Source organism: Pseudomonas sp. ARP3 (assembly GCF_001029595.1).
GTDB classification, from domain to species: Bacteria; Pseudomonadota; Gammaproteobacteria; order Pseudomonadales; family Pseudomonadaceae; genus Aquipseudomonas; species Aquipseudomonas rhodesiae.
This window is the reverse complement of sequence record NZ_LEKF01000008.1, coordinates 1-26,931: the sequence shown is the minus strand read 5'-3', so window position 1 is coordinate 26,931 and position 26,931 is coordinate 1. Positions and strand designations below refer to the sequence as shown.

At 60.3% G+C, this 26,931-nt stretch carries 23 protein-coding genes and 2 tRNA genes; 13 read left to right on the top strand and 12 right to left on the bottom strand.

From position 1 onward, the window contains the following. Positions 1–57 precede the first annotated feature (57 nt). Complete coding sequence (locus ABX75_RS29965) at positions 58–813, top strand: methyl-accepting chemotaxis protein (protein ID WP_371263988.1); 756 nt, start codon at positions 58–60, stop codon at positions 811–813. Between the two features lie 107 nt (positions 814–920). Here the strand turns inward: ABX75_RS29965 and ABX75_RS11490 are convergent, their stop codons facing one another. After that, entirely contained in the window at positions 921–1,484 is a 564-nt protein-coding gene (locus ABX75_RS11490) for a nitroreductase family protein (protein ID WP_047881967.1), read from the bottom strand. A gap of 140 nt (positions 1,485–1,624) precedes the next feature. On the opposite strand from ABX75_RS11490, the gene ABX75_RS11485 reads away from it, so the two are divergent. The 3 genes from ABX75_RS11485 to ABX75_RS11475 are packed head-to-tail and all read left to right on the top strand — an operon-like array spanning position 1,625 to position 5,248. Continuing rightward, the gene (locus tag ABX75_RS11485) at positions 1,625–3,052 is read left to right on the top strand and encodes a di-heme oxidoredictase family protein (RefSeq protein WP_047881966.1); all 1,428 of its coding nucleotides are present in this window, start codon (positions 1,625–1,627) and stop codon (positions 3,050–3,052) included. A 31-nt stretch (positions 3,053–3,083) separates the two neighbouring features. Next, positions 3,084–4,148 (top strand): imelysin family protein, encoded by a 1,065-nt coding sequence (locus tag ABX75_RS11480; RefSeq protein ID WP_047881965.1) that lies wholly within the window; start codon positions 3,084–3,086, stop codon positions 4,146–4,148. 2 nt (positions 4,149–4,150) lie between these two features. Next, positions 4,151–5,248 (top strand): DUF1513 domain-containing protein, encoded by a 1,098-nt coding sequence (locus tag ABX75_RS11475; protein ID WP_047881964.1) that lies wholly within the window; start codon positions 4,151–4,153, stop codon positions 5,246–5,248. A 78-nt stretch (positions 5,249–5,326) separates the two neighbouring features. On the opposite strand, the gene ABX75_RS11470 is transcribed toward ABX75_RS11475, so the two are convergent. The 5 genes from ABX75_RS11470 to colR form a co-directional block, all read right to left on the bottom strand. Then, positions 5,327–5,554, bottom strand: a complete 228-nt coding sequence (locus tag ABX75_RS11470) for a hypothetical protein (RefSeq protein WP_034100283.1) — start codon at positions 5,552–5,554, stop codon at positions 5,327–5,329. Continuing rightward, entirely contained in the window at positions 5,551–6,270 is a 720-nt protein-coding gene (locus ABX75_RS11465) for a lipopolysaccharide kinase InaA family protein (protein ID WP_034100285.1), read from the bottom strand. Before ABX75_RS11465 ends, ABX75_RS11470 begins: the two co-directional genes overlap by 4 nt. A 4-nt stretch (positions 6,271–6,274) precedes the next feature. Further along, on the bottom strand, positions 6,275–6,955 hold the full coding sequence (locus ABX75_RS11460; protein WP_034100287.1) for a class I SAM-dependent methyltransferase: 681 nt from the start codon (positions 6,953–6,955) through the stop codon (positions 6,275–6,277). Positions 6,956–7,142: 187 nt separating this feature from the next. Then, positions 7,143–8,423, bottom strand: a complete 1,281-nt coding sequence (locus ABX75_RS11455; protein ID WP_034100289.1) for a HAMP domain-containing sensor histidine kinase — start codon at positions 8,421–8,423, stop codon at positions 7,143–7,145. Next, positions 8,413–9,096, bottom strand: coding sequence for a two-component system response regulator ColR (gene colR / locus ABX75_RS11450; RefSeq protein WP_047881963.1), 684 nt, complete (start codon positions 9,094–9,096; stop codon positions 8,413–8,415). The genes ABX75_RS11455 and colR overlap by 11 nt, the downstream gene beginning before the upstream one ends. A gap of 201 nt (positions 9,097–9,297) precedes the next feature. Here colR and ABX75_RS11445 point away from each other — a divergent pair, with 201 nt between their 5' ends. After that, the gene (locus ABX75_RS11445; RefSeq protein WP_047881962.1) at positions 9,298–11,247 is read left to right on the top strand and encodes an LTA synthase family protein; all 1,950 of its coding nucleotides are present in this window, start codon (positions 9,298–9,300) and stop codon (positions 11,245–11,247) included. 83 nt (positions 11,248–11,330) lie between these two features. Here the strand turns inward: ABX75_RS11445 and groL are convergent, their stop codons facing one another. From groL to ABX75_RS11420, 5 genes are all read right to left on the bottom strand, one after another. Further along, positions 11,331–12,977: a chaperonin GroEL gene (groL, locus tag ABX75_RS11440; RefSeq protein ID WP_034100295.1), complete on the bottom strand. Its 1,647-nt coding sequence runs from the start codon at positions 12,975–12,977 to the stop codon at positions 11,331–11,333. A 49-nt stretch (positions 12,978–13,026) separates the two neighbouring features. Beyond that, the gene (gene groES / locus ABX75_RS11435; RefSeq protein WP_017846112.1) at positions 13,027–13,323 is read right to left on the bottom strand and encodes a co-chaperone GroES; all 297 of its coding nucleotides are present in this window, start codon (positions 13,321–13,323) and stop codon (positions 13,027–13,029) included. 247 nt (positions 13,324–13,570) lie between these two features. After that, the gene (locus ABX75_RS11430) at positions 13,571–14,047 is read right to left on the bottom strand and encodes an FxsA family protein (RefSeq protein WP_034100298.1); all 477 of its coding nucleotides are present in this window, start codon (positions 14,045–14,047) and stop codon (positions 13,571–13,573) included. Between the two features lie 66 nt (positions 14,048–14,113). Further along, positions 14,114–14,845, bottom strand: a complete 732-nt coding sequence (locus ABX75_RS11425) for a HugZ family protein (RefSeq protein ID WP_034100300.1) — start codon at positions 14,843–14,845, stop codon at positions 14,114–14,116. A 94-nt stretch (positions 14,846–14,939) separates the two neighbouring features. After that, complete coding sequence (locus tag ABX75_RS11420; RefSeq protein WP_034100302.1) at positions 14,940–15,947, bottom strand: DUF481 domain-containing protein; 1,008 nt, start codon at positions 15,945–15,947, stop codon at positions 14,940–14,942. A gap of 202 nt (positions 15,948–16,149) precedes the next feature. Here ABX75_RS11420 and ABX75_RS11415 point away from each other — a divergent pair, with 202 nt between their 5' ends. The 4 genes from ABX75_RS11415 (at position 16,150) to ABX75_RS11400 (ending at position 20,922) form a co-directional block, all read left to right on the top strand. Next, on the top strand, positions 16,150–16,464 hold the full coding sequence (locus ABX75_RS11415; protein ID WP_047882009.1) for an MGMT family protein: 315 nt from the start codon (positions 16,150–16,152) through the stop codon (positions 16,462–16,464). 43 nt (positions 16,465–16,507) lie between these two features. After that, positions 16,508–18,040, top strand: a complete 1,533-nt coding sequence (locus tag ABX75_RS11410; protein WP_034100306.1) for an AmpG family muropeptide MFS transporter — start codon at positions 16,508–16,510, stop codon at positions 18,038–18,040. Positions 18,041–18,232: 192 nt separating this feature from the next. After that, a complete protein-coding gene (locus tag ABX75_RS11405) occupies positions 18,233–19,948 on the top strand; it encodes a proline--tRNA ligase (protein ID WP_034100308.1) in 1,716 nt (571 codons plus the stop codon). A gap of 20 nt (positions 19,949–19,968) precedes the next feature. Beyond that, positions 19,969–20,922 carry a hypothetical protein gene (locus ABX75_RS11400; protein WP_034100310.1) on the top strand — a complete coding sequence of 318 codons (954 nt, stop codon included), beginning with the start codon at positions 19,969–19,971 and terminating at the stop codon, positions 20,920–20,922. Between the two features lie 63 nt (positions 20,923–20,985). Here the strand turns inward: ABX75_RS11400 and dinB are convergent, their stop codons facing one another. Further along, positions 20,986–22,044: a DNA polymerase IV gene (gene dinB, locus ABX75_RS11395; RefSeq protein WP_034100312.1), complete on the bottom strand. Its 1,059-nt coding sequence runs from the start codon at positions 22,042–22,044 to the stop codon at positions 20,986–20,988. 279 nt (positions 22,045–22,323) lie between these two features. Between dinB and ABX75_RS11390 the strand changes: the two genes are divergently transcribed. From ABX75_RS11390 to ABX75_RS11375, 4 genes are all read left to right on the top strand, one after another. Continuing rightward, positions 22,324–22,400 (top strand) — tRNA-Met (locus ABX75_RS11390). A gap of 206 nt (positions 22,401–22,606) precedes the next feature. Beyond that, positions 22,607–22,683 (top strand) — tRNA-Met (locus tag ABX75_RS11385). Positions 22,684–22,949: 266 nt separating this feature from the next. After that, positions 22,950–25,592 (top strand): bifunctional lysylphosphatidylglycerol flippase/synthetase MprF, encoded by a 2,643-nt coding sequence (gene mprF / locus ABX75_RS11380; protein WP_034100314.1) that lies wholly within the window; start codon positions 22,950–22,952, stop codon positions 25,590–25,592. Continuing rightward, positions 25,592–26,872: a virulence factor family protein gene (locus ABX75_RS11375; RefSeq protein ID WP_034100316.1), complete on the top strand. Its 1,281-nt coding sequence runs from the start codon at positions 25,592–25,594 to the stop codon at positions 26,870–26,872. The genes mprF and ABX75_RS11375 overlap by 1 nt, the downstream gene beginning before the upstream one ends. Positions 26,873–26,931: the final 59 nt, after the last annotated feature.

Here is a 26,931-nt window from a genome sequence, read left to right as displayed (position 1 = left end):
GAAGCCCGGGGCACAGCGGATCAATCGTCGGCCATTGCTCGCCAGACCAGTGAAGGCATGCAAGTGCAGTTCCGCGAAATCGACCAGGTGGCCACCGCCTCCAACGAGATGAGTGCCACGGCCCACGACGTCGCCAACAGCGCCTCCAACGCCGCCAGTGCGGCGCGCGGCGCCGACCAGTCGGCCCGTGAAGGCATGCAGATTATCGAGAAGAGCACCCGCGACATCACCACCTTGGCCGACGAAGTCAGCAAGGCGGTGGGTGAAGTCGAAGCGCTGGCGGTCAACAGCGAGCAGATCGGCTCAGTGCTGGAGGTGATCCGCAGCATCGCCGAGCAGACCAACCTGCTGGCGCTCAACGCGGCGATCGAAGCAGCGCGCGCCGGGGAAAGCGGACGCGGATTCGCGGTGGTGGCCGACGAAGTGCGCAACCTGGCCAAACGCACTCAGGATTCGGTGGAGGAAATCCGCCAGGTAATCGAACGCATCCAGAGCGGCACCCGTGGCGTGGTGGCGACCATGCATTCCAGCCAAAGCCAGGCCCAGAGCAATGCCGGACAGATCCATCAGGCCGTGCAGGCACTGGGCAAGATCAGCGACGCGGTTACGGTGATCAGCGACATGAACCTGCAAATCGCCAGCGCCGCCGAGCAGCAGAGCGCGGTGGCCGAAGAGGTCAACCGCAATGTCTCGGCGATCCGCACCGTGACCGAAACCCTTACCGGCCAGGCCACCGAATCGGCGGCCATCAGCAGCCAGCTCAATGCGTTGGCCAGCCAGCAGATGAAACTAATGGATCAGTTCAAGGTTTAACAAACACCACGGGACCAATGTGGGAGGGGGCTTGCCCCCGATTGCAGTGTGTCAGTCAACTCATCTGTAGCTGACACATCGCTATCGGGGGCAAGCCCCCCCACCTTTCAAAGACCGGGCCAAGCCTGCACAAACGCCGCCACATCTTCCTTCGGTGCCGTACGCGGCGGGTTCTGCGGTGTGCCCAAATAGAGGAAGCCAATCACTTCCTCATTCGCCGCCAGCCCCAAGCCCTTGGCGACGTGGGCCGAGTAGGACAATTCACCAGTGCGCCACACCGCACCGATTCCCTGGGCGTAAGCCGCCAGCAGAATGCCGTGGGCCGCGCAGGCGGCGGCCAGCAGTTGTTCGGATTTTGGCACTTTGAAATGCTCCTGCAGACGCGCGATCACCACCACCACCAGCGGCGCCCGCAACGGACCATTCTGGGCCTTTTCGATGGCGGCCTGCGGGGCTTGGGGGTCTTGCAGGCGCGCGGCTTCGGCCAGCAGCGTGCCCATTTGCTCACGCGCCGCGCCTTCAACGGTGAGGAAGCGCCACGGACGCAGTTGACCGTGGTCCGGCGCGCGCATGGCGGCGGCGAAGAGCACCTCGCGCTGCGCCGGGGTCGGTGCCGGCTCCAGCAAACGCGGCACGGAAACACGGTTGAGCAAAGCGTCGAGAGCCTGCATTGGCCACCTCCAGAAAAAAATGTGCGGTCATTCTAGCGGGAATGAACCGTGAGTCCATCAAACGATAATTGCTCTTATTCAATCCGCCCCGCCCTGTTAGACTTTGCGCCCACCTTTTTCGCATTCGTTCAGGAAACTCGATGTTCCGTTCGCTTTTTCGTCTGTCTGTCGCATGTATGGCCCTGGGCCTGACTGCGTGCGACAACGCCCCGCGCTTTACCCAGGCCGAGCCCGGTGAAGCGCGCGCCGGCGGTGCGACGACGGTAAACAAAGGCGACCAGAACGCGTTTTCCCTGCCCTCGGCCAACCTGTCACCCACGCGCCGCCTGGACTTCAGCGTCGGCAACAGTTTTTTCCGCAGCCCCTGGGTGATTGCACCGTCCACCACCACCGCCCGTGATGGCCTGGGCCCGCTGTTCAACACCAATGCCTGCCAGAACTGCCATATCAAGGACGGTCGCGGGCACCCGCCGCTGGCCGATGCGCCCAACGCAGTGTCCATGCTGGTGCGCCTGTCGATACCGGATGCACCGCCCTACGCCAAGCTGATCGAACAACTCGGCGTGGTGCCGGAGCCGGTGTACGGCGGGCAATTGCAGGACATGGCCGTACCGGGCGTGGTGCCGGAAGGCAAGGTGCGGGTCGACTACACCCCGGTCAAGGTGACATTCAAAGACGGCACCGTGGTCGAGCTGCGCAAGCCGAACCTGCAAATCACCCAACTGGGCTACGGCCCGATGCACCCCGACACGCGTTTCTCCGCCCGCATTGCGCCACCGATGATCGGCCTGGGCCTGCTCGAAGCCATCAGCGACGCGGATATCCTGCGCAACACCGACCCGAAAACCGCCGACAAAGACGCCATTGTCGGTCGGCCGAATTGGGTCTGGGACGACGCCCAGCAGAAAACCGTGCAGGGCCGGTTTGGCTGGAAAGCCGGGCAACCCACACTCAATCAACAAAATGTTCACGCGTTCTCTGGTGATATGGGCCTCACCACCACCCTGAGACCTTTCGATGACTGCACCGACGCCCAAGTCGCCTGCAAACAGGCGCCCAACGGGAATGGCCCCGACGGCGAGCCGGAAGTCAGCGATAACATTCTGCGCCTGGTGCTGTTCTACACTCGCAACCTGGCCGTGCCGGTGCGCCGCGATGTCGACGCACCGCAGGTGCTGGCCGGGAAAAACCTGTTCTATCAGGCCGGTTGCCAGGGTTGTCACAAGCCGACGTTCACCACCGCCGCCGACGCCGCCGAGCCTGAATTGGCCAATCAAACCATCCGTCCATACAGCGATTTGTTGTTGCACGACATGGGCGAAGGCCTTGCCGACAACCGCAGCGAATTCAAGGCCGGTGGCCGCGACTGGCGTACGCCGCCGTTGTGGGGCATCGGTTTGACGCAAACCGTGAGTGGTCATACCCAGTTTCTGCATGACGGCCGCGCCCGCAACCTGCTCGAAGCCGTGCTCTGGCATGGCGGCGAGGCCCAGGCGGCGCAGCAGCATGTGCTGTCTTTCAATGCCGAGCAGCGCGCTGCGTTGCTGGCGTTTCTGAACTCTTTATAAGCTTCGCCCCAATTACAGAAGGGAGCTCGACATGTTCCGTCCCAAGTTGTTGTTCACCAGCCTGGCCGCCCTCGCCCTTGGCGCCTGTTCGCCCCAGGACCCGCAAGCCGTGACCTCGGCGGCCATCGCCAAGCAAGTGATCCTGCCTACCTACAGCCGCTGGGTCGACGCCGATCGCCAATTGGCGGTCAGCGCGCTGGCCTACTGCCAAGGCAAGGAAAGCCTGGACACCGCCCGCGCCGATTTCCTGCACGCACAAAAAGCCTGGGCCGAGCTGCAACCGCTGCTGATCGGCCCGTTGGCCGAAGGCAACCGCGCGTGGCAAGTGCAGTTCTGGCCGGACAAAAAGAACTTGGTGGGTCGCCAGGTCGAGCAACTGGTGGAAGCCCAGCCGCAGATCGACGGCGCCGCCCTGGCCAAGGCCAGCGTGGTTGTGCAAGGCCTGTCGGCCTACGAATACATCCTCTACGACGCCAAGACCGACCTCGCCGACAGCGCCCAGAAAGCCCGCTATTGCCCGCTGCTAATGGCCATCGGTGAGCGCCAGAAAGCCCTGGCCGAAGAGATCCTGGCCAGTTGGAACAGCACCGACGGCATGCTCGCGCAGATGAGCAAGTTTCCGAACCAGCGTTATGCCGATTCCCACGAAGCGATCGCCGATCTGCTGCGTGTGCAAGTGACCGCGCTGGACACCCTGAAGAAAAAACTCGGCACGCCCATGGGCCGCCAGACCAAAGGCATCCCGCAACCGTTCCAGGCCGATGCCTGGCGTAGCCAGTCGTCGCTGCAAAGCCTGGAGGCCAGCCTCGCCGCCGCCCAGACCGTGTGGGTCGGCGTCGACAATAATGGCTTGCGTGGCTTGCTGCCGTCGGATCAGAAAGCCTTGGCCGACAAGATCGACGCCGCCTATGCCGCGTCCCTGAAACTGTTTGCCAGCAACCAGCGCAGCCTCAACGAACTGTTGAACGACGACGCCGGGCGTCAGCAACTCAACGACCTCTACGACAGCCTCAACGTGGTGCATCGCCTGCATGAAGGTGAGCTGGCCAAGGCGCTGGGGATCCAACTGGGCTTTAACGCCAACGACGGTGACTGATGATGCTCAGGCGACAGGCTTTGGCGATTGGCAGCGTGCTGCTCAGCGCGCTCACTCTGGGCGGCTGGACGCTGTTCAAGCACAAGGACAACGGACCGTTGCTGCTGTCGGCGCGGGATGATGGGGACGGCAAGCACTACGCCGTGGGCTATCGCCTGGACGGCACGCGGGTGTTCGCCACCCAGGTCGGCCAGCGCTGCCACGACATCATCAACCACCCGACGCTGCCGATTGCGCTGTTTGTGGCCCGTCGTCCGGGCACCGAGAGCTACCTGATCGACCTGCGCGATGGCGCGCTGCTGCAAACCATCTCCTCAAACGTCAATCGCCACTTCTATGGCCACGCGGTCATCCACAAGAGTGGCGAGTGGCTGTACGCCACCGAAAACGATACCTCCGACCCCGGCCGCGGCCTGCTCGGTGTGTACAAGTTCGAGGGTGAGCGCCTGGTGCATAGCGGCGAGCTGTCCACCCATGGCATCGGCCCGCACCAAGTGTCGTGGATGCCCGACGGCGAAACCCTGGTGGTGGCCAATGGCGGCATCCGCACCGAAGCGGAAAGCCGCGTGGAGATGAACCTCAACGCCATGGAGCCGAGCCTGGTGCTGATGCGTCGCGACGGCGCGCTGATCAGCAAGGAAACCCTGAGCCAGCAGATGAATAGCGTACGTCACATGGGTATTGCCAGCGATGGCACGATCCTTACCGGCCAACAGTTTATGGGCCCTTCCCAGGAGCGCTCCGAACTGTTGGCCATCAAGCGTCCCGGCCAACCGTTCGTGGCATTTCCGGTGGCCGATGCGCAGTTGCAAGCCATGGGGCATTACACCGCCAGCGTAGCCGTGCACAGCGAACTGCGCTTGGTCGCCTTGACGGCCCCGCGCGGCAATCGCTTCTTTATCTGGGACATGGACAGCGGTGAGCTGCGCCTGGACGGCCCACTGCCCGACTGCGCGGGCGTGGGAGCGGTGGCGGATGGGTTTGTGGTCACCTCGGGCCAGGGCCGTTGCCGCTTCTACGATTGCCGACAGAAACAGTTGGTCGCTAAACCGTTGGAATTGCCGGCCGGGCTTTGGGATAACCATCTGCATCTGGCATAAACGCCCGCTGACAGACTGAAAAATCCGCAAAAAAAAGGGCCTCGCATCGCAAGGCCCTGTTCGGGAGATTTAAAGGTTTCAACTTTGCGGCCTCATCCCTTGAGACATTCCGAACATGAACAGCAACAGTTCATGATCGGGCTTGGCCGCGGTGCTCGCCTTGGCGACACGCGGCAACAGGCATTGCGCGCCGCCCTGCGACGCGCTGAGTACCTGGGTACGAGGCTGCTCCCAGGCGGCCAGCGCCAAGGCTGCTACGCCTAACGCTCCCACCAAAAAAAAACCTCGTGCTATTTCTAGCTTCATCTGGTTAAACCCTTGATAGCGCTGCCAAACGCCGTCTCGTAAAAGTAGCTGAGTTTTTCCCAGTCAGCGCTGCTCCACGACGAATGGCGCCGCAGTTGCAGCATGTCGTGGGAAGCCGCCCGATAAGCGGTCAGGCGCTGGCGACATTTTTCAAAATCCAGCAACGCCACTTCGACGGTGGCCGAGTCACCCTCGCCCGTCACGCGCGCAAAAATATGCTTGATGTACAGACAGCCGTGCTGCCAGCGCCCCTTGTGCATACGTGCCAGGGTGGTCGCCACTTCCTTGAGCAGACGCTCATGCACCTGTTCACCGTACTGCTCACGGCCGCCGGCGGCGTACCATTTTTCGATCTCGTCGAAACCATCCAAAGAAGCCGTCACCAATATGGCTTTCCACTGGTGTTCAGGATCACGACGCGCTTCGCAGAACACCATTTCCGGCACTCGCACATCCAGCAGGCGAAGCCCCTTGAGCGCATCACGCTCGCGCAGCACCGTAGGACGCCCGAACGGGTGCAGCCAACTGCGGTAAATATGCCCGGTCTGCCGCTTGCAATAGAGCAAACGCCCGCTGGCGCTCATGACCCGCTGTACACCGCTTTCGCCGCCGCGCCGACGATTGGGCTCTTCCACCCATTCGCCCTGCTGACGCCAGAAATAGTCGAATCGTTCTTCTGGAGCTACGTGACTGCCTGCTACGCACTCAACTGCCATCCTGTTACCTCTTGCGTAATACATATACTCGCCACATGGCGTAGAGCGGTATGAAGTCCAGAGCGTCCTGAACACGAAAACCCGCCTGCTCGAATTCTGCTTCTACAGTAGCAGCCGGTAACACAAACCTGTTTTGGTAACCGTCCTGCTCACCTTTCCTACGACGTCGATCTTCGGTGCGCTTGCGCTTCCACGCTTTGAAATTGCCATCGACCCACAGAGAAATAATCACGCTGTCACGGGTAACTCGCTGAAACTCGCGCAATATCGCCAGACGATGGGCCGGATCACCAATATGGTGCAGCAGGCGCATACAGAAAATGCTGTCGACCGCGTTATCTGGCAAATCAATATCAAAGGCAGAGGTGTGCAAAGGACGTACCCGTTTCACCACCTCTGCCGGCTGCGCCTGGGTGGCCACCTTCAGCATCGACGCGGAATTATCGGCACCGATAATCACGCGGTTGGGCTTTTCCGCCAGCAGCGGCCAGAAACGACCGGCGCCACACGGCAAGTCCAACACCAGTCCAGGCTCACCGGCCATGGCCAGCGCACCACGGGCCAATTGCTCGTCGCGTTTGTGGGACAACCGGCGAGCCAGATTGTCCTGATGCTTGAGCAAATATTTCTCTGCGTGCTGATCGTCGTACTTTTCGGAAAATTCGAGCTTGATCGGGGTAGGCATCAACAGGTCTCCAATGACTGATGCCTACAAACTATTCAGCGCCGCGTGATCAATAGGTCAACTCGTTGTGAAAAACTTGTCCTGTCCAATCTCATACATTTCAAGACTTTACAAAGACAAATAGTATCAACGGGCCATATTCGCCGAATTACGGCGACCATTGGCAGGATAACGGCAGGGGGTGGAGTCAGGGTTTGACCTGACTCAACTCGACATGAAAGCGGCAACCATTAGGCTCCATGGTGCTGAGGCTAACGCTCCAGCCCTGGTTCTCGCAGATGCGCTGTACCAGCGACAGGCCCAGCCCCAGGCCCTCGCCGCGTTTCTCACTACCGCGTACGAACGGCTCGAACATGGCTTCGCGTTTTTCTTCGGGAATGCCGACGCCGCTGTCTTCCACGACAAAACCGGTCGGTTCCAGAGTCAGGCGAATAAAGCCCTGCTCGGTGTAGTGCAACGCATTGCGCAGCAGGTTGCCCATTACCGCGTGCAGGAAGGTGGTGTTATAGCGCGTGTCCAGAGGGTTGCCCTGTTGATAGATCAGTTGCAGGCCCTTCTGCTCGATAGGCTCACGCCAGATTCCCAACAGGTCCTCCGCCACTTGAGTGAGGCTGACCTGGGGCGACATCACCGCATCGTTGTGCTGGGCCCGCGCCAGCATCAGGAAGGTTTGCACCAGCTCGCGCATTTCTTCGCAAGCCCTGGCAATACGTAGCACCTGGTTACGCCCGCGCTGGTCGATGGCCGGGTTTTCCAGCAGCAGTTCGCAAGAACTGGCCAGCACCATCAACGGCGTGCGCAGTTCGTGACTCACATCGCTGGTAAACAATTGCTCGCGGGACAATGCCTGGCGCAGACGGCCCAATGTGGCATCGAACGCCACCGCCAATTCGCCCACTTCATCGGCCGCGTAGTCCGGCGCCAAAGGCGGCGCCAGGCCCAGCAACTGGTCACGATGGCGCACCTGGCGGGCCAGACGCACCACCGGGGCCATCACTTTGCGCGCCAGCACCCAACCGAGGAACACGGCCAGGGCCAGACTGAGTACGAAGCCCACCAGCACCACGGCGAACAGCACGCGCTCACGCTCTTCGAAGTCACTCTGATCCTGCAGCAGCACGTAGCGCCGCCCGTCTATGACTTCGACCATGGCGTGGTATGACAGCGACTCACGGAATACCTCGTGAAAGCCAGGCTCCAGGTGACGCAGATCTTTGGGTAATTCGAAATCGCCACGGCCGCCGCTGAAATAGAACAGCTGATCCGGCTCAGGTCGATGGCTCCAGTCTTCGACGCTGTCCATCAGCAGCAAGCGTTGCAAATCGCCGCCGAGGCCCGCCGAAATCAGCTTCTCTTCCACCAGGTGCACCGTTGCCACGATGCCCATGGCGAAAGCCCCCGCCACCAGCGCGCTCATCAAGGCAAAGGCAATGATGATCCGCTGGGCAAGGCTCTGCTTAAATTCCATCTCGGCCCTCGGCCAGGCGATACCCCACACCGTGCACCGTGTGCAGCAGCGGTTTGGCAAAAGGTTTGTCGATCACTTGGCGCAACTGGTGGACATGGCTGCGCAGGCTGTCGCTGTCCGGGCAGTCATCGCCCCACAATGCCTCTTCGAGAATTTCCCGGCGCAGCACATGGGGGCTTTTTTGCATCAGCACCGCCAGCAGCTTCAGGCCGACCGGGTTGAGTTTGAGCAGGCGCCCTTCACGGGTCACTTCCAAGGTGTCGAGGTCGTAGCTCAGATCGCCCACTTGCAACGCCCGGCGCCCGCCGCCCTGGGCACGACGCAGCACCGCTTCGATGCGCGCGGCGAGTTCCGACAGGGCGAAGGGTTTGAGCAGGTAATCATCGGCGCCGGACTTGAAGCCTTGCAGCCGATCGTCCAACTGGTCGCGCGCGGTGAGCATGATCACCGGCGTATCGCGCCGCGCATCTTCGCGCAGGCGTTTGCACAAGGTGTAGCCATCGATGCCAGGCAGCATGATGTCGAGCACGATCAGATCGTAGTGTTCGGTTGCGGCCAGATGCAGGCCCGACAGACCGTCCTGCGCACAGTCGACGGTGTAGCCCTTCAGCCCCAAGTAATCGGCCAGGTTGGCCAGAATATCGCGGTTGTCTTCAACCAATAGAATTCGCATGGGCAGTGTCTCCGTACGCGGTAACGGCCGTGTTGGCTCGCGCAGCTTAAGGCCAAGTGGGGCTCAGGGATAGACCTGAAAGGCCCGTGGATCAAGGTTTTCAATCAAATAGCCAGGGCAACGAGTTTTTCACTATAGCTTCACAAACTGACTACAGTGTCAGGACGAATATCGCCCCCCATTTATATAAGGAACATAGACATGGGTTTCGTCAAAACAGCGCCAATGCGCTATCTGCTGTTGATAACCGGTGCCTGGTTATTGATATTCCTGCTGACGCGCGCCGTGCTGCTGCTCACCCACCTAGACGAAGTCGGCGGCAATCTGCTGCCGGTGTTCGGGGTGGGCCTGGTTTACGACCTGGGTTTCCTGGCCTACGCAGCGTTACCGCTGGGCCTGTATGTGCTGCTTTGCCCGCCCGGTCTGTGGCGCCGTCGCGGCCACCGCTGGTTTTTGCAGGCGGTACTCACTGTCAGCGTTTTCGCGATGCTGTTTACCTCGGTGGCCGAATGGCTGTTCTGGGACGAGTTCGGTGTGCGCTTCAACTTTATCGCCGTCGACTACTTGGTGTACTCCGATGAAGTGTTGAACAACCTGCTGGAGTCTTACCCGATCGGCAAATTGCTCAGTTTGCTGGCGATGCTGGCCGTTGTGTTGAGCCTGGTGTTGCGCAAACCGTTCAACGCCGCCATGGACGCCCCGTTGCCGCCGTTGCGTGGCCGTTTGCTCAATGCACTGGTGCTGGTGCTGGCCGTCGGCCTCAGCCTGCAGTTGATTAGTCAGGACAGCCCCCGCACCCAAGGCGGTAACGCCTACAAAAACGAACTGGCCAGCAACGGCCCTTATCAGTTTTTCGCAGCCTTCCGTAACAACGAGTTGGATTACGCACAATTCTATAAAAGCCTGCCGACCGAAGTTGTCGCCAGGCAACTGCGCGCCGAACTCAGCGAGCCCAACGCGCGCTTCATCGGCCAGGACCCACTGGATATCCGTCGCGCCATCAGCCACCCGGGCCCGCTGCGCACGCCCAATATCGTGCTGGTGACCATCGAAAGCTTCAGCGCCAAATACATGGGCAGCAACGGCGACGGGCGAAACCTCACACCCAATCTGGACGCGCTGCGCCAACAAAGCCTGTACTTCAATAACTTTTACGCCACCGGTACCCGAACCGACCGCGGCCTGGAAGCGATCACCCTGGCGATTCCCCCTACACCCGGGCGCTCAATCGTCAAACGCATCGGTCGTGAAAGCGGTTTTGCCAGCCTCGGGCAACAGCTTTCCGCGGTCGGCTATGACAGCGTGTTCGTGTACGGTGGGCGCGGTTACTTCGATAACATGAACGCGTTTTTCAGCGGCAACGGCTATCGCGTGGTCGATCAGAGCAGCGTGCCCGAGACCGAAATCTCGTTTAAAAACGCCTGGGGCATGGCCGACGAGGATCTATACAAACAAACTCTGAAACTGGCCGATGCCGATTACGCTAGGCAGCAGCCATTCCTGCTACAACTGATGACCACTTCCAACCATCGCCCTTACACCTACCCGGATGGGCGTATCGATATCAAATCCGGCAATGGCCGCGACGGTGCGGTGAAATACACCGACCATGCCATCGGCGAATTCCTCGATGCGGCACGCCAGAAGCCTTGGTTCGATAACACGATCTTTGTGTTCGTCGCCGACCACACGGCCGGCAGCGCGGGGAAAGAGGACCTGCCCATCACCAACTACCAGATCCCATTGTTCATTTATGCCCCCAAACTGATCGACCCTCGGGAATCCGCGCAACTGGCCAGTCAGATCGACTTGGCGCCGACCCTGCTGGGCCTGATCAACCTGAGCTACGAGTCGACGTTCTTTGGCCGCGATTTGCTTCAGGACAACCCGCTACCGCCGCGCGTGGTAGTCGGCAACTACCAGCACCTGGGGCTGTTCGACGGCAAGGACTTGGCCATTCTCAGTCCGCGCTTGGGCTTGCGTCGCCACTATCAGGCGTTGGCGGAGAGTCAGGAATCGCGAGTGGGCGGCGATGATCCGTTGATTCAGCGGGCGATCACCTACTACCAGGCCGCCAGCTATGATTTCAAACAGCAGTTATTGAGTTGGAAAGCGCCCAAGGAGGCAAGCCCACGGCTGACCGAGCGCTAGGTACGTTCTTTATCGAACGCGCAATAAAAAGCCCCGCCTGCATCACTGCAGGCGGGGCTTTTCAGTACGGGGGTAAGGCTGGCTTACATCATGCCGCCCATGCCACCCATGCCGCCCATGTCTGGCATACCGCCGCCAGCCGCGCCTTCAGCCTTCGGCTTGTCAGCAATGGCCGCTTCGGTGGTCAGGATCAGACCGCCGATGGAGGATGCTGCCTGCAGAGCGGAACGGGTAACCTTGGTTGGATCCAGGATGCCCATTTCGATCATGTCGCCGTAGACGCCAGTGGCGGCGTTGTAACCGTAGTTACCTTTGCCGTTCTTGACTTCGTTGACCACAACGCTTGGCTCGTCGCCGGAGTTGGCAGCGATCTGGCGCAGTGGTGCTTCTACAGCGCGACGCAGTACAGCAATACCGACGTTCTGGTCGGCGTTGTCGCCAGTCAGGCCAGTCAGGGCTTCCAGAGCACGGATCAGCGCAACGCCACCGCCAGGTACCACGCCTTCTTCAACGGCTGCACGGGTTGCGTGCAGGGCGTCTTCAACGCGGGCTTTCTTCTCTTTCATTTCAACTTCGGAACCGGCGCCAACCTTGATCACTGCAACGCCGCCGGACAGCTTGGCCAGACGCTCTTGCAGTTTTTCACGGTCGTAGTCCGAGGAAGTCTCGGCAACCTGGGCGCGGATCTGAGCGATGCGCGACTCGATGTCACCTTCAACGCCAGCACCGTCGACGATGATGGTGTTTTCCTTGGACAGGGTCACGCGCTTGGCGCTACCCAGGTTTTCCAGGGTGGCGCTTTCCAGGCTCAGACCGATCTCTTCAGAGATAACGGTACCGCCAGTCAGAACGGCGATGTCCTGCAGCATGGCCTTGCGACGGTCACCAAAGCCTGGCGCCTTGACGGCAGCGACTTTGACGATGCCACGCATGTTGTTCACAACCAGAGTCGCCAGGGCTTCGCCTTCGACGTCTTCGGCCACGATCAGCAGTGGGCGACCGGCTTTGGCAACCGCTTCCAGCACCGGCAGCATTTCGCGGATGTTGGAGATTTTCTTGTCGACCAGCAGGATCAGCGGGCTGTCCAGCTCGGCAACCATGGTGTCTGGCTTGTTGACGAAGTACGGGGACAGGTAGCCACGGTCAAACTGCATGCCTTCAACAACCGACAGTTCGTTTTCCAGGCCCGAGCCTTCTTCAACGGTGATCACGCCTTCTTTACCGACTTTTTCCATGGCTTCGGCAATGATGTCGCCGATGGAGTTGTCGGAGTTGGCCGAGATGGTACCCACCTGAGCGATGGCCTTGGTGTCGGCACATGGCTTGGACAGGTTCTTCAGCTCTTTAACGATGGCGATGGTCGCCTTGTCGATACCGCGCTTGAGGTCCATCGGGTTCATGCCGGCAGCGACGGCCTTGAGGCCTTCGTTGACGATCGACTGAGCCAGAACGGTGGCGGTGGTGGTGCCGTCGCCTGCGTCATCGTTGGCACGGGAGGCAACGTCTTTGACCAGCTGCGCGCCCATGTTTTCGAAACGGTCTTCCAGTTCGATTTCTTTGGCTACGGAAACGCCGTCCTTGGTGATGGTCGGAGCGCCGAAGCTCTTCTCGATGATCACGTTACGGCCTTTCGGGCCCAGGGTCGCTTTTACTGCATCAGCCAGGATGTTGACACCGGTGAGCATTTTCTTGCGGGCGGAATCGCCGAATTTAACTTCTTTAGCAGCCATGATCGATATTCCTTAAATACTTTGAAGTAACGGGAAAATGAGCGGGAAATCAGCCTTCCAGTACAGCGAGAATTTCGTTCTCAGCCATTACCAGCAGGTCTTCGCCGTCGACTTTCACAGTGTTGCTACCGGAGTAAGGGCCGAAAACAACCTTGTCACCCACTTTCACGGCCAGCGCGCGTACTTCACCGTTTTCCAGGGTTTTGCCTGGGCCAGCAGCGACGATCACACCGTGGTTGGCTTTTTCAGCAGCCGAACCTGGCAGCACGATGCCGCCGGCGGTTTTCTTTTCTTCTTCGCTGCGACGGATGACGACGCGGTCGTGCAGAGGACGAAGCTTGCTCATTGTCGATCTCTCCTAATTGTGTTTTTCATCGGCCGGTATCAATTCCGGCGGGTTAAATTCCGGCGGTGCCGGTCGCGGTTCGCTGAGCGAAACGCGGAAGTCTGTCTAGTGTCACCACCAGAAACCTTGCGGTGACCGTTACATAAGGGCGCCTGGGCTTATTACAAGGGGCGGCAAATGAAATTTTTTATGTCCGGGAGCGGGTAAACGCAGCACGCCACCCGAAGGTGCCGTGCCATTGGAGCGGTTATTTGCTGTCGCGGTGTTCGAACTCGCCTTCGATCACATCGCCTTCACGGCCCAGGGGCTGGCGCGGAGCCGGGCCGCCACGGGGTTGCAGGTCTTCGGCAAACGCGCGCTGACGAATAGCTGCCTCCTCGGCACGCTGGCGCATCTTGCCGGCCAGCAGCCTGCGGGTGACCGGCAGCAGCATCACCAGGCCCACCACGTCGCTGATGAAACCCGGCAGGATCAACAGGCCACCGGCCAGGGCCATCATCAGACCTTCGAGCATGGTCTGAGCGGGCAATTCGCCGCGATTCAGGCTTTCACGGGCACGCAGTGCCGTGGCCAGGCCCGCGACGCGCAGCACCAGAACGCCGAGCATCGAGCCCAGAATAATCAACAGCAATGCTGGGAAGAACCCGATCGCACCGCTGACTTGAACGAAGACGAACAGCTCCAACACCGGGAACAGCAGAAAGAGCAATAAAAAAGGGCGCATCAAATGTTTCCTCAACGCAAGAATGCCTTGCCAGTCCACCTTAGATGACGTCGCCGTTTCGTGAATTCAAGCGTCAGCCGCCGCTTTTTTCGGCCAGGCTGCGGCGTGAGCCAGTGAAACCAAGGCTTCGCGCACTTGTGTCGGCGTGTTGCAAGGCGCGGCAAATGGCAACCAATGTAGCGACTGGCCAATCCGCAGGTGCATGCCTTCACTGTCGATGCCGGCCAATTGCGCAGGCTCGTTGACGGGTAAACCGGCCAGGTCGACGTAATGGGCAATCGCCTTGGCATGGTCGCTGTTCATGTGTTCGACCATGCTGCGCTCTGCCGCGCCAGCGAAGGGGTTGGCCAGGGTCATTTGATCGAGCCAGTGGATCGCGCCGAATCCGCCTATGTAGCGGTGGCGAACCGGCTTGAGCACCCAGAAATCGAAATCGTGGGCCTTGTGGTAATTGGCCGATTCGGGGAAGTAGCGGTAATAGCGCTCGGCTGCGGCCTCGATGGCGGCATCGTCATGCAATTGCTCGGCTTCGGCCAGGTAGGTGAGACGCCCTACCGCCTGCACATCGTCCGCCCCACGCTCACCGACCAGCAGCGAGCATTTGGGCTCTTTTTGCAGGTTATGGGTGTGCTGGGCGATGCGGCTGATCAGGATCAGCGGGCGGCCCTGCTCGTCCAGGCAGTACGGCACCACCGATCCAAATGGGAAGCCAGGCATGGCTTTGGACAATGTGGAGAGAGCCCCACGGTATTCCTTGAGCAACAGCTCTCGGGCGTTCTTGGCAACCTGTGCGCTCAACGTATGACTCCTCGGGTATTCAGCCGCCCATAACGTATGGGAATGGATCTCAACACAAGGTAATCAATATAAGCAGCGGTTGCCAGGGACGCGACTACCAAGCCACCCCGAAACCGGCGGTATAACGGGTCTTGCTCAGGCTGCTCTCCGAATCGCCGCTGATCACGTCACGCTCGGCCTTGAGGTTGAGCGATGCCCACTCTGTGACTTTGTAGCGCAGGCCCATTTCCGCATCCAGGGAGTACTCGGCCGGCGCATCGATAGGCTTGCCGAGTTCGCCATTGGTGAAGAACTCAACGGTCTTGCCCACCAGGTAGCGGTTGTAGTTCCACTTCATGGCCAGGGAATAGAAGTTGTCCTTGCCGCCATCGGCATATTCATAGTCGGTGCGGTTGACCAGCGAGCCGAGGGAGAAAGCGCCCAACTCGTCATCCCAGAACTGGTAGCCAGGGCCAGTACCCACGGTGCGCTGACGCGCCAGGTCTTCGACTTTGTCGCGCTTGTAGGTCAGGCGCCCCTGCCAGAACCAGTGCTCGGTAATAAAGCGGTCCAGATCGTACTCCAGGGCCCAGTTGTCGGTGGTGGTCACGTCATCCTGGAATTCGCGGTTGTACTCGCCCTGCCCGGTATGGCGCCATTGGCCATGGCGGGCGGTGGTCTTGAAGTCGACGTCGTAGTCGTTGGTGTCTTTTTCGGCGCGCTTGTAGTCCAGCGCCAGATCGACATTGCCCTTCCACACCAGGTCCTCGATCACCGGTTTAGGCTTGATGATCTGTTGGATGCTTGCCAGTTCAACGGTCTTGGGCGCTTCGCCATTGGCCAGCACCACTTTGCCGTCTTCTGCCGCTTGGAGGGACTTGGCTTTCTCGCCACTGTAGGCATCCTGCTTGACCAGCAGCTCCTGGTCGCTTTCCAGGGTTTTGACTTGCTTCCAGTCCACTGGAATCGCACCGGCATACGCGGTCTGGATCAGCAATTTGCCGCCGTCGAAGACCTTGATTTTGCCGGTCAGGCGGTCACCGTTCTTCAACCAGACGGTGTCCGCAAGCAAGGGTGTGGAAGCGCTTAAAACAGCAAGGCACAGCAAGGTTCTGGACAACATAAGCGGATTCGAGGCTCGGGCTTGGCGAAAAAGAGGGCATTATCGTGTTAGATAACGTCTTAGCAAGGACTGACTCAGGGATCGCAGATGAGTTCAATTCTCACCGCCATGTTTACAGCCGTTTCTTACAAAAACGCCGACATATTCAACGGATAGTCCCACAGTGAAATTGCCTGTCGATACACCACAAACCGCTGCCGATATGCGCCGCACCGCGCTGTACCTGACCTTGGCGCAAGTGCCCGAGGGCTGCGTGGTGAGCTACGGCGAGCTGGCGCACTTGGCCGGTCTCGGGCGGGCGGCGCGCTGGGTGGGGCGGACCTTGAGCCAGCTCCCAAAGGACACGCGGTTGCCCTGGCATCGCGTGCTGGGTGCCGGCGGTCGGATAAGTCTGCCGGCGGGCAGCGCATCGGGTGACGAACAACGTGCGCGTTTGCGCGGCGAAGGTGTCAGTATCCTGAACAATCGCGTTGATATTCAGCGCCATGGCTGGCGCCCGGTAGAGCACAGCGGTTAGAGTGCGCGCTTTGTTTCCGTGAATCTGAGGCAGACTCCAGCCCATGCCCCGTAAAACCTGGCGCGCCGCGCTCGCTGCCTATGCCAGCCCCTCGACGTTAGTGCTGTTGTTGCTCGGCTTCGCCGCCGGCATGCCTTACATGTTGGTGTTCTCGACGCTTTCGGTGTGGTTGCGCGAAGCCGGTGTAGCCCGCGAAACCATCGGCTATGCCAGCCTGATCGGGCTGGCCTACGCCTTCAAGTGGGTTTGGTCGCCGCTGCTCGACCAATGGCGCCTGCCGCTGCTGGGCAGGCTCGGGCGCCGCCGTTCCTGGCTGGTGCTCGCCCAGTCGCTGGTCATCCTGGGCTTGATCGGCATGGGGTTCTGCGATCCGCAGAAGCATTTGTCCTGGCTGATAGCCATTGCTGTGATCGTTGCCTTTGCCTCCGCCACCCAGGACATCGCGGTTGACGCCTATCGCCTGGAAATCGCCGACGACAGCCGCCAGGCCGCCTTGGCCGCCAGCTATATGTCCGGCTACCGGATCGCCGCGCTGCTGGCCACCGCAGGCGCGCTGTTCTTTGCCGAAGGTTTCGGCTCCACCGGTTTCAACTATAAGCACTCGGCATGGACCGGCACTTACGTGCTGTTTGGCGTGCTGATGATCCCGGCCCTGCTGACCACGCTGTTCATGCGCGAGCCCAATGTGCCGCTGCGTACCCAATTGCAGGCGGGCCGCTACAGCTTCGTGCATCAACTGGCCTCGGTGTTCGTGCTGATCGTACTGCTGGTGTCGGTGCCGGCGATGTTCACTCAGCTGTACAACACCGATTTCGCCAGCGTGATCTTCCAGGGCGTCAGCCTGTGGGATTTGCTGATGGAAGACCGCGCCTTCCTGCGCGCAATCCTCTATATCACCCTGACCTGCCTGTGCCTGTCGACCATGGGCCGCCGTGGCCTGGCGCCGGTGCTGACGCCAGTCAACGACTTTATCCTGCGCTACCGTTGGCAGGCCCTGCTGCTGCTCGGGCTGATCGCCACCTATCGCATGTCCGACACGGTGATGGGCGTGATGGCCAACGTGTTCTACATCGACCAGGGCTTTACCAAGGACCAGATTGCGGGCGTCAGCAAAATTTTCGGCCTGATCATGACCCTGCTCGGCGCCGGTATGGGCGGCTTGCTGATCGTGCGCTTTGGTATCCTGCCGATCCTGTTTATCGGCGGCGTCATGTCGGCCGGCACTAACCTGCTGTTCGTGATGCTCGCCGATATGGGCCCGGACCTGCAGATGCTGATTTTCACCATCTCCTTGGATAACTTCAGCTCGGGCATGGCCACGTCGGCCTTCGTGGCCTATCTGTCGAGCCTGACCAACCTCAAGTTCTCCGCCACCCAATATGCGTTGCTCAGCTCGATCATGCTGCTGCTGCCCCGCTTGATTGGCGGCTACTCGGGCGTGATGGTGGAGAAATTCGGTTACCACAACTTCTTCCTGATCACCTGCATGCTGGGTGTGCCGACGCTGCTGCTGATTGCGTTGCACTGGTTCCAGGAAAATCGGCGGATTCGATTGAGTCCGCCGGCTGAAGACTGACAATGTGGGAGGGGCATTGCGACGATTGGACTTGCCCCCGGTAGCTCAGTAACACATTAGCGCCTGACACCCTGCTATCGGGGGCAAGCCCCATCCCACATGCCCCTCTGCATTCTGATGCCTGTACTCCTGCAGCCCGCGCCCGTACAATCCCAAGTCATTTCAAGTCCAAGCAACCGACAACGGCCTACCATGCGTACCAGTCAATATTTGCTCGCCACACAGAAAGAAACGCCTTCCGATGCGGTCGTGATCAGCCACCAGCTGATGCTGCGCGCCGGCATGATTCGCAAGCTGGCCTCCGGCCTTTACACCTGGCTGCCCATGGGCTTGAAGGTGATGCGCAAGGTCGAAGCCATCGTTCGTGAAGAAATGAACGCCGCCGGCTCCCTGGAAGTGTTGATGCCGAGCACCCAACCGGCTGAACTGTGGCAGGAATCCGGGCGCTGGGAAGAGTACGGCCCTGAGTTGCTGCGCTTCAAGGATCGTCATGGCCGCGACTTCTGCGCTGGCCCGACCCATGAAGAAGTTATCACCGACCTGATGCGCAACGAGCTGAGCAGCTATAAACAGTTGCCGCTGAACCTGTATCAGATCCAGACCAAATTCCGTGATGAAATCCGCCCACGTTTCGGCTTGATGCGCGGCCGCGAATTCATCATGAAGGATGCCTATTCGTTCCACACCGACCAGGCGTCCCTGCAGGTCACCTACGACCGCATGCACCAGGCCTACTGCAATGTGTTCACGCGCCTGGGCCTGAAATTCCGCCCGGTTGAAGCGGATAACGGTTCCATCGGCGGCGCCGGCTCCCACGAATTCCACGTACTGGCCGAGTCCGGCGAAGACGATATCGTGTTCAGCAACGGTTCCGACTACGCGGCGAACATCGAGAAAGCTGAGGCCGTGCCACGGGAAACCTCGCGCCCTGCCCCGACCGAAGAACTGCGCCTGGTGGACACGCCGGACACCAAGACCATCGCGGCCCTGGTGGAGAAATTCAATCTGCCGATTGAAAAGACCATCAAGACCCTGATCGTGCACGCTGAGGAAGCAGGCAAGCTGATCGCCCTGGTTATCCGTGGCGACCACGAACTCAACGAAATCAAGGCAGCCCAGCAGCCAGGCGTGGCCAGCCCACTGGTCATGGCCAGCGATGCCGAACTGCGCGACGCCATTGGCGCCGGCGCCGGTTCCCTGGGCCCGCTGAACCTGCCGCTGCCGATCATCATCGACCGCTCGGTCGAGCTGATGAGCGACTTCGGTATCGGCGCGAACATCGACGACAAGCACTACTTCGGCGTGAACTGGGAGCGTGACCTGCCGGTTCCGACCGTGGCCGACCTGCGCAATGTGGTGGCCGGCGACCCAAGCCCGGATGGCAAGGGCACCCTGGAAATCAAGCGCGGCATCGAGGTCGGGCACATCTTCCAGCTGGGCAACAAGTACAGCAAGGCGATGAAGTGCGAAGTGCTGGGCGAGAACGGCAAGCCGATCACCCTGGAAATGGGTTGCTACGGTATTGGCGTATCCCGCGTAGTGGCGGCTGCCATCGAGCAGAACAACGACGAGAAAGGCATCATCTGGAGCGACGCCCTGGCGCCATTCCAAGTGGCGCTGGTACCGCTGCGCTACGAAACCGAGCAAGTACGCGAAGCCACCGACAAACTGTATGCCGAATTGACGGCCGCCGGTTTTGAAGTGCTGCTGGATGACCGGGACAAGAAAACCAGCCCTGGCATCAAGTTCGCCGACATGGAACTGATTGGCATCCCACACCGGATCGTGGTCAGCGACCGCGGCCTGGCCGATGGCAATCTGGAATACAAGAGCCGGACCGAAGCCGAAGCCCAACCGTTGCCGGTGGCTGACGTGCTGTCTTTCCTTCAGGCGCGTATTCGTCGCTGAAAACCAGATCAAGAGAAGTCATGTTCAAGCGAAACACCAGAGCCCTGGGGGGCGCCGCCTTGTGCGGCGCCCTGCTGGTCAGCGGCTGCGCCAATCATATGTCGCAACGCAGTGAGCACGAGGAGCGAGTCGAGCGCAAATTGCTCGATCACAGTCTGCAGATTGATGTAGGCGAACCCAAAGTGCTGGAACTGCCGCAACGCCGGGTTCGCATTCACGAGCAGAAGACCTTCGAGGTCACCGAGTTCGAAGTCACCCGGCGTTACGACCGCTACACCCCCTATCAGCCCTGGCGCAAAGTCTACGAGATGCCCCTGGGCGCGGTGGCACTGGTGGCGGGCGCGGGCGCCAATGTGGCGAACATCTTCGCCCTCGGCAACCTGCCTTCAAGCATGACCCACGACTGGCTGATCTACGGCATAGACGGGCTCAACCCGTTCATGAACGTGCAATCCCATGGACGCGCGCAACAGAACCTGGCGGGTATCGATGAAGTTCAGCGCGACAAGCGCCTGGAGTATTCAAGCCTGCCGTGGAGCGAGCGTCCCGTGCAAGTCACCGCCGGCAAACACACCCACGAGCTGACTACCGACCGTAACGGCGTGCTGCGCCTGAACCTATTGGACAGCCCGTTCGCCGAGCAGGACCTTAACCATGTCACCACCTTGAAGATCAGCGTGGAGGATGGCCAGGACGACGTGCACTCGGACTCGACCCTGGCCATCAGCAACACCCTGCGCAGTAAGTTGCTCGAAGCCCATGGCCTGATCTACGACGATCTGGAAGATGACGAAGTCAGCCAGTGGGTACACCGGGTCAAGCGCCTGTCGGAGCTGGGTCTGGAAGAAGAAGCCAGCGAGCTGGAACAAAGCCTGATCGAACTGACCCGCAATGATCCGGAGTTGCAGCAGGAATTCCTGCAAGCGCTAACCAAGGATGCGGGGCGACTCGTAGCGGATCCAGGCGCACGCTGAGACGCTCACAGGGTTGGAGATCGAATGTGGGAGGAGCCCCTTCCACATTTTGATTGGCGGTTTCTACCAGGCGAACTCTAGCTGTTCGTTACCGCCACTGAGGTCCAACAACCGTACCCCGATCCCCAGCAGACGCACGGGCTTGCCGCCGCGATTGAACGCTTGGGTCATCAATTGTTGATAACTCTCCAGATCCCGCCCTGCCCCGGCCTGCTCCAAGGTGGTCTGGGTAAAGTCATGAAACTTCACCTTCACGAACGGCTTGCCCGCGCGATAACTGCTGTCGATGCGTGCCATACGCCCGGCCAGGGTTTCCATCAGTTCGGGCAATTTAGCCAGGCAGCTTGAGAGATCCGGCAGATCCACATCGTAGGTATTTTCCACACTGATGGATTGCCGACGGCTATCGTTCTGTACCAAGCGATCATCGATGCCACGGGCCAGACTCCAGAGTCGCTCGCCAAAACTGCCGAATTCCCGCACCAGCGCCAGCTTGTTCCATTCGCGCAGTTGCAGGCAGTCTTCAATGCCCAAGCGCGCCAGTTTGTCAGCGGTAACTTTGCCCACGCCGTGGAGCTTGCTGACGCGCAACTGCGAGACAAACGCTTCGACCTGATCCGGCGTGATCACAAACAGGCCATTGGGCTTCTTCCAATCGCTGGCGATCTTGGCCAGGAACTTGTTCGGTGCCACGCCAGCGGACACGGTGATGTGCAATTGGTTTGAGACGCGACGACGGATGTCCTGGGCAATGCGTGTGGCGCTACCGCCAAAATGCGGGCTGTCGGAAACGTCCAGATAGGCTTCATCCAGCGACAACGGTTCGATCAGGTCGGTGTAGTCGCGAAAGATGGTCTGGATTTCCTTCGACGCCTCTTTATAAGCGTCCATGCGCGGCTTGACGATGGTCAGGTCCGGGCATAGCTTCAAGGCATGCCGTGACGACATCGCCGATCGCACCCCGTAGGCCCGCGCTTCATAGTTACAGGTGGCAATCACCCCTCGACGCTCAGCTGAACCACCGACCGCCAGAGGCTTCTGCGCCAGACTCGGGTCATCGCGCATCTCGATGGCGGCGTAGAAGCAATCACAGTCAACGTGGATGATTTTGCGCTGCGTCATAAATAGAAGGGGCAATTCAACGGGCGATCAGTATCGCATTCACCCCTGTATATAGCACCAGTAGTTTGAATCTTCCGTCTGAACGGTAGGAATTCTCCTCTATGGATTTATTTTCTTAATCGAATTTACCACCTCGATAGAGCTGAAAGCCTCGGCCTGACTGGGCCCGCGGTGTTTGCGGCGCACCTCACAGAACGCTAACCAATTGAACCCAAAGCGCTTTTCTTGGACTTACGGGTTGACACACTCGCGTTCCTCTGTAGAATGCCGCCACACAGACGCGGGATGGAGCAGTCTGGTAGCTCGTCGGGCTCATAACCCGAAGGTCGTCGGTTCAAATCCGGCTCCCGCAACCAAACATCAAAAAAGGCTACTCGAAAGAGTGGCCTTTTTTGTGTGCGTCTGTTTTGACATGTATGGAAATTGTAAGACAAAAAAATCTTTACCCGCCGTAGACTTACCGTGCGAAGCGCAGGCAAGGCCATCGATTCACACTTATTTGACCCATTAGGTTATTAACGGTTGACACCTCGCCGTCTGACTGTAGAATGCCGCCCACAGACGCGGGATGGAGCAGTCTGGTAGCTCGTCGGGCTCATAACCCGAAGGTCGTCGGTTCAAATCCGGCTCCCGCAACCAAACATCAAGAAAGGCTACTCGAAAGAGTGGCCTTTTTTGTATCTGGCGAAAAAGTTCTTCTGAAACAATGACATGGCATCTTTCATGAAACCGTACAGGGTTTGTGGAGTCCATCTCAGCACACGCTATGCTTACTCCTCTACGACCCATGGTCGCAGTCGCCGCTCCCGGTGATACGCGTTAATATTTGTAATTATTTTGTCCATAGGGATTGGTAACTTGGCTGGATACCCCCATCCTGTCGCGCACAATCCTAGAGGTGATTGATGCGCGCCAACTCGTCTGAACCACAAGACTCCGTGACTGCAACCCAACCGATCGCCCCCACCCGTTTGCGTTGGCTCGATCTATTGAGCAAATACCGACAGCCGATCGGCCTGGCCGTTACGTTGTTGCTGTTTGCAATCGCCCTGATCGCCTGTCGACACCTGTTGCTGGAGCTGGATCTCTACGCTCTCCACGACTCCATCCTGGAAGTGCCCAAGCCAGCTTTGCTGGGAGCCTTCGCCGCGGCCGTCGCCGGCTTTGTGATCCTGCTGGGCTATGAATTTTCCGGCGCCCGCTACGCAGGGGTGAACCTGCCCGCCAAGACTCTGGCCCTCGGCGGCTTCACCGCATTCGCCATCGGCAACGCCATTGGTCTGTCGATGCTCTCGGGCGGGTCGGTGCGTTACCGTCTCTATGCCCGCCACGGCATCGGGGCCTCGGAAGTGGCTCGAATGACGGTGTTTGCCAGCCTGGCCCTGGGCACTGCCCTGCCACCGTTGGCCGCTCTGGCGACCTTGAGCAACCTGCCGGCCGCCGCCACCTACCTGCATCTGCCGCAGATACTGCTCGGCGGCATAGCCGGCGCCGTGCTGTTGCTGTCGACGGTGCTGTGCATCGGCATTTATCGCCGTCGCCTGCCGGAACAACCGTTTGCTGACAACCTGCTGGTCAAAGTCGGCCGCCGCACGCTGCGGCTTCCCGGGCGTCGCCTGACCTTCCTGCAACTGATCATCACCGCGCTGGACGTCGCCGCCGCAGCCACCGTCCTTTATATGTTGCTACCGGAAGCGCCGCCTTTCGGGCCGTTCCTGCTGGTGTACCTGTTGGCCCTGGCCGCGGGCGTGCTCAGCCATGTACCGGGCGGTGTGGGGGTGTTCGAGGCGATCCTGCTCGCCGCCTTCGCCGATAAGCTCGGCGCCGCGCCATTGGCGGCCGCGCTGCTGCTGTATCGCATGATCTATGTGGTACTGCCGCTGTTGATTGCCTGTGTGTTCCTGCTGGTCAACGAGGCCCAGCGCCTGTTCCAGACCCAGCAGAGCCTGCGGGTTGCCTCGGGTCTGGCGGCACCGGTGTTGGCCGTACTGGTTTTTTTGTCCGGCGTGGTCCTGCTGTTTTCCGGCGCCACGCCGGAAATCGATTCACGCCTGGAAAACATCGGCTTCCTGATTCCCCACCGCCTGATTGACGCGTCCCACTTCGGCGCCAGCCTGATCGGCGTGCTGTGCCTGCTGCTCGCTCAAGGGTTGCGTCGACGTTTGTCGGCCGCCTGGATGCTGACCATGGTGCTGCTGCTGGTGGGCGCCCTGCTCTCGCTGCTTAAAGGCTTCGACTGGGAAGAAGCCACCCTGATGACCATGACTGCGGTGCTGCTGGCGATCTTCCGGCGCTCGTTCTACCGCGCCAGCCGACTGACCGAGCTACCGTTTTCGCCGCTATACCTGGTGGCCAGCGTCTGCGTGCTGGGGGCTTCAATCTGGCTGCTGCTGTTTGCCTATCAAGATGTCCCCTACAGCCATCAACTGTGGTGGCAGTTCACCCTCGACGCCAACGCGCCGCGTGGCCTGCGCTCGTTGCTGGGCGCAGCGGTGTTGCTGGTGATTGTGTCGCTGACCTGGCTGCTGCGCACCGCGCGCCCGGTGATCCATTTACCGACGCCGGAAGAGCTGGAGCGCGCCACCAAGATTTTAATGGCTTCGTCCCAACCCGACGGCGGCCTGGCGTTGACCGGCGACAAAGCCCTGCTGTTTCACCCCAACGACGAAGCGTTTCTGATGTACGCCCGACGCGGACGCAGCCTGGTGGCTTTGTACGACCCGATCGGCCCGACCCAGCAACGGGCCGAGATGATCTGGCAATTCCGCGACCTGTGTGACATCCACCACGCGCGCCCAGTGTTCTACCAAGTGCGGGCGGAGAACCTGCCGTACTACATGGATATCGGCCTGACCGCGATCAAGTTGGGCGAAGAAGCCCGCGTCGACCTCAAGCGCTTTGACCTGGAAGCCAAGGGCAAAGAGATGAAGGATCTGCGCTACACCTGGAACCGCGGCACCCGGGACGGTTTGTCCCTGGAGATCTGCGAACCGGGCACGGCGCCGATGGACGAGCTAAAGGTCATTTCCGATGCCTGGCTGACCGGTAAGAACGTGCGGGAAAAAGGCTTTTCCCTGGGGCGCTTCAGCGACGATTACCTTAAGCACTTTCGCATTGCGATTATTCGCTTCGAAGGGCGCCCGGTGGCCTTTGCCAACCTGCTCGAAACGTACAGCCACGACCTGGCCAGCCTGGACCTGATGCGCGCGCACCCGGACGCGCCCAAATTGACCATGGAATTTATGATGGTCGGCCTGATTCAACACTACAAAACCCACGGCTACGCCCGCTTCAGCCTCGGCATGGTGCCGCTGTCGGGCCTGCAACCGCGACGCGGCGCTCCGCTGACCCAGCGCTTGGGCTCGATGGTGTTCCGCCGCGGCGAGCAACTGTATAACTTCCAAGGTTTGCGCCGCTTCAAAGACAAGTTCCAGCCCGACTGGGAACCTCGTTACATGGCCGTGCCCGCAGGACTCGATCCGCTGGTGGCATTGGCCGATACCGCCGCCCTGATTGCGGGCGGCTTGACTGGATTGGTGAAACGCTGATGATTCGACGCTCCTGGCGGTATGTATTGGCCTTTGTAGTGCTGCTCGCCCTGATCCTGGGTGGCGGCTTTTGGTACTGGAACCGCCCTGCCCCGCAGCCCACCCTGGAGCAGTTGCCCCAGGCCGATGGCGCGGCGATGACCCGCGTCACCCCGAACGGCAATGCCAAAGCCCGTGTGATCGTGGCGGTGATGGCCGACGACGTGTTGGCCGACAGTCAATTGCTTGCCCTGAGCCAGGGCGGTAAAGCGCAGATCGTGCAGGTGGTGCTGCCCAAGGACGACTGCAAGCTACAAGAACAAGCCTTGCAAGGCGCTCTGGCGCAGCTCAAAGGCCCAGCGACCCTAGTCAGCGGCATCGGCCCCGGCGCAGCCCTCGCGTGGCGCTGGCTGGCCACACAGAACGACGATAAGGCCAATGCCATCTCCGTAGGCTTTGCCCTGGTGCAGGAAGGTTGCAAGGATCCGCTGCCGAAGACCGCCGCCCACGGCAACTGGCTGGTGGCCTGGAACGACAACCCTGACGACGAAAGCGCCAGTTTCGTACGCGATACGCCGCGCGCCACCACCAGCATCAGCGACTACGACATTCATTACCCGCAAGTGCTGAACAACGAACTGCGCAAGCAATTGGTGGGTTCGGACAACGGCGGCCTGGCGATCCCGGTGGTTGAAGTGCCTGCCGGGCAAGCCAAGGACACCGTCACGCTGTTTCTATCCGGTGACGGCGGCTGGCGCGACCTGGACCGCGATGTGGCCAGCGAGATGGCTAAGATCGGTTACCCGGTGGTCGGCATCGACACCCTGCGCTACTACTGGCAACACAAGACCCCGGAACAAAGCGCCAAGGACCTCACCGAGCTGATGCAGCACTACCGGCAGAAGTGGGGCACCAAACGCTTCGTGCTGACTGGCTACTCGTTCGGCGCCGACGTCCTGCCCGCCATTTACAACCGCCTGCCGGAAAACGAGCAACAGCGGGTCGATGCGATCATCCTGCTGGCCTTCGCCCGCACCGGCAGCTTTGAAATCGAAGTGGAAGGCTGGCTGGGTAACGCCGGCAAAGAAGCTGCCACCGGGCCGGAAATGGCCAAGTTGCCAGCGGATAAAGTGGTGTGCATCTACGGTGCCGAAGAAGTCGATGAGAGCGGCTGCACCGATAAGACTGCCGTGGGCGAAGCCTTGAAGTTGCCCGGCGGCCATCACTTCGACGAGAACTACCCGGCACTTGCCAAACGCCTGGTGGATATCATCGTCAAGCACCAGGTCAAGTCCGAGTAATTCCGGGCTGTACGCCAAACAAACTGTGGGAGGGGGCTTGCCCCCGATAGCGGTAGGTC